The sequence below is a fragment of the Methylorubrum zatmanii genome (genome assembly GCF_014845115.1).
Taxonomy (GTDB): Bacteria; Pseudomonadota; Alphaproteobacteria; order Rhizobiales; family Beijerinckiaceae; genus Methylobacterium; species Methylobacterium zatmanii.
Map to the genome: position 1 here is coordinate 1 of NZ_NKUI01000218.1, position 745 is coordinate 745.

Consider the following 745-nt stretch of genomic DNA (forward strand, 5'->3'; position numbering starts at 1 on the left):
CGCGACGAAGGTGATCAGGCGCTCATGCGGGCCGTTCTCGGGGCGGAGCCGGTCGAAGGCGGCGCAGAGCCCCTTCACCACCGCGAGATTGTTGCGCACCGAGCGCCCGCCAAGCAGGTAGGTCTCGCCGACCCGGCCGCGCTCCAGCACCGCCACGAGGCCGCGGGCATGGTCCTCGACATGGATCCAGTCGCGCTCGTTGAGGCCGTCGCCGTAGACCGGCAGCGGCTTTCCTTCGAGCGCGGCCAGGATCATCAGCGGGATCAGCTTCTCGGGGAAGTGGCGCGGCCCGTAATTGTTGGAGCAGTTCGTCACCAGCACCGGCAGGCCGTAGGTCTCGTGCCACGCGCGGGCGAGATGGTCGGAGGCCGCCTTCGAGGCCGAGTAGGGCGAGCGCGGATCGTAGCGGCTCTCCTCGGTGAAGAAGGCGTCCGGCGGCAGCGAGCCGTAAACCTCGTCGGTCGAGACATGGAGGAAGCGGAAGCGCGCCTTGGCCTGGTCGGACAGGCTCTCCCAATGGGTGCGGGCCCCGTCGAGCATCACCTGGGTGCCGATCACGTTGGTGCGCACGAAGGCACCCGGATCGGTGATCGAGCGGTCGACATGGCTCTCGGCGGCCAGATGCATCACCGCGTCGGGCTTGAACGCGGCATAGAGGGCGTGGACGCGGGCCGGATCGCAGATATCGGCCTGTTCCAGGCGGTGGTTGGGATTGTCCGAGAGCGGGGCCAGGGAAATCGGGTTG

1 protein-coding gene is annotated in these 745 nt (G+C 68.5%); it reads right to left on the reverse strand.

Annotation, left to right across the window (positions count from 1 at the left end; genetic code table 11):
- A partial coding sequence (locus MZTS_RS21470; protein ID WP_192285359.1) for a dTDP-glucose 4,6-dehydratase occupies positions 1-745 on the reverse strand: 745 nt, incomplete at both ends.